The sequence below is a fragment of the Pedobacter sp. genome (genome assembly GCF_035317785.1).
Classification (GTDB): Bacteria; Bacteroidota; Bacteroidia; order Sphingobacteriales; family Sphingobacteriaceae; genus Pedobacter.
The window spans coordinates 1-2,251 of record NZ_DATHGC010000176.1 but is presented as its reverse complement, the minus strand read 5'-3'; the positions used below and the strand labels follow the sequence as shown (position 1 = coordinate 2,251).

Annotated in this window: 1 protein-coding gene; it reads right to left on the bottom strand. The window is 43.5% G+C overall.

Going from position 1 to position 2,251, the window contains the following annotated elements; genetic code table 11:
- On the bottom strand, positions 1-2,235 hold a 2,235-nt coding region (locus VK541_RS10860), incomplete at its 3' end, for a TonB-dependent receptor (protein ID WP_324369919.1).
- Positions 2,236-2,251 lie beyond the last annotated feature (16 nt).

The window sequence follows — 2,251 nt, the reverse complement described above, 5'->3', positions numbered from 1 at the left end:
TGTGTTGACGTTCAGCACTTGCTTGTTTAGCGAAAGCCGGTGGTCATAATTTACCTTCCCACTGAAAGCGAGGTTATATTTCCTGTTGTCCAGTTGCTTACTGACGTTATAATTACCACCCAAGCGATAAGCACCGTTCATATTTACGAACCTCGTTTCAGTAATATAAACCGGCTTATCCCCTGGCTTTAATATTATACCCGGATCCTGAATCTCTGCATTGCTCTGTATAACCGAATTGTCAAAAAAGTTTGCATTTAAGTTCACATTAAAATTCAGCTTCGAGTTTGCGATGTAATTATTATAATCTGCCCTTATAGTATGGGTAAAAGAAGCCGCCAGATCCGGATTACCAATTACCGGATTCTGCGGGTTTGTAACATCCCTTACGGGTTGGATCTGGTCAAATGTAGGTTCATTGGCAGTGCCTGAATAGTTCATCGAAATTTTATGCTGTCTGGACCACAGGTACTCGAGTCTTGCTATCGGTATCAGGTTAAAACTGTGTCTGTTAATGGTGGTACCCAAGCTCAGTTTTGTGCCGGACAATACCGCAGGCACACCAGTTATGCCCGCTGAAAACCTGATCCTGGAACTGCTGCTCATGCCATATCTGAAATTCAAAGCCAGGCGGCCCTGGGTAAATGAATATTTATAGATATTACTCAATGAATCGATAACCTGGGAAAGTCCTGCAGGCGTAACATTCCTTGTGGTAGCGTTGTTGTCATATCCATTGTAGTTGATCTGCCCGTTAAACTCCAGCTGTGTATTTATGCCCAGGGGTTCTACGTAGGTTAAACTTCCACGATAATTATTTCTCAGGTTCTTACGTGCAACAATTCTGTTTACGAGAGAGTCGAGTGTTACATCATTGTTGTCATTCAAAAACAGGATATTTTGCAGTTGCGCCTGCTCCGCTTCATAATCATTGGTATTGGCATCTGCCTGTAAAGACAGATTTCTTCTCCTGTTCCCATTAAAGGTATGCTGATAAAAGACTGAACCTCCAAATTCAGGAGTTTTGTTGTCGTTGTTGCTGTTACTGGTCCGGTTTTGATGGCGAAGTCCCGTTTGAAAGGTCGTTGAAGTTCTCACATTGGAAGAGGAGTTGTACCTGAAAGTAGGGATAAAACGCAGAAAGTTATTGGAGTCCAGCTCAGCTTCAAGCTCTAATTTGAGATCGTGGCTGCTCGTATTGTTGTCTCCCTGACTGGCACTTAAAGTATGGGTGGAAAAAGTTCCGCCGTCTAGGTTGCTGTAAAGCAGGGATTCTGATTCATTTAATGAATTTGTACCCCGGCCATTGAAGCTATAATTAAAATTATACTCCACTTTCTTGCCTACCTTATCACGGATGCTCACAGAACCTCGACCAGCCTTGGTGGTACCGTTGCCGCCACCTCCGCCTTCAGAGCCTGCTATACCGTTTACTGTATTTTCGAAATTACCCCTTACGCCAATTTGCTGGTTGCCATTGATACGGGTGCCAAATAGTCCGGCTTCAAACCGGTCCTTATTGCCCGCTGAACTGTTTAACCGCAGCATATTTCCAACAGATTTATCGGTCCGTGTGGTAATGTTCAGGATTTTGGAAGGATCACCGTCCTTAACCCCTGTTCTTGCGGCCTGGTCACCATAATCATCTACGATCTGGATTTTGTCTACAATCTCAGCAGGAAGGTTCTTAATGGCATTTGCGATATCACCACCTAAGAAATCTTTGCCATTCACTTTTGCTTTTACCACCGATTCTCCATTATGGACCAGCGTACCATCGCTGCCGACTTCCATACCTTCCATTTTTTTCAGCAATTCATCAATGGTAGCGTTCTTTCTAACGACATAATCGCTTGCTTTATATTCCACTGTATCTGTTTTGTAGGTAATGGAAGGCGTACCGTTGATCACTACTTCATTCAGCGTATTTTTCTGCTCTTTCAAAATAATGGGATCCATAACGATCCTTGGGGTTACGTCGTTTTGCTTAAAGCGCATAGGAGGCGTACTCGCATAGCCTATACTTTGAACAACAATGGTATAAGTTGCTGATTTTATATTTTTAAATATGAATATACCGTCACTGTTTGTACTTGTTTTGACGGTGTCTTTGGCAGAAGTCAGGCTTACAGTAGCGCCGATTACACCGAGATCAGTACTATCTTTTACAATTCCGCTGATCTCTCTGGTCGGCAAAGGCGGAGGCGTTTCTGCTTTTGGCCTGTCCTGCGCCATCAGGCCGCCGGAAAAA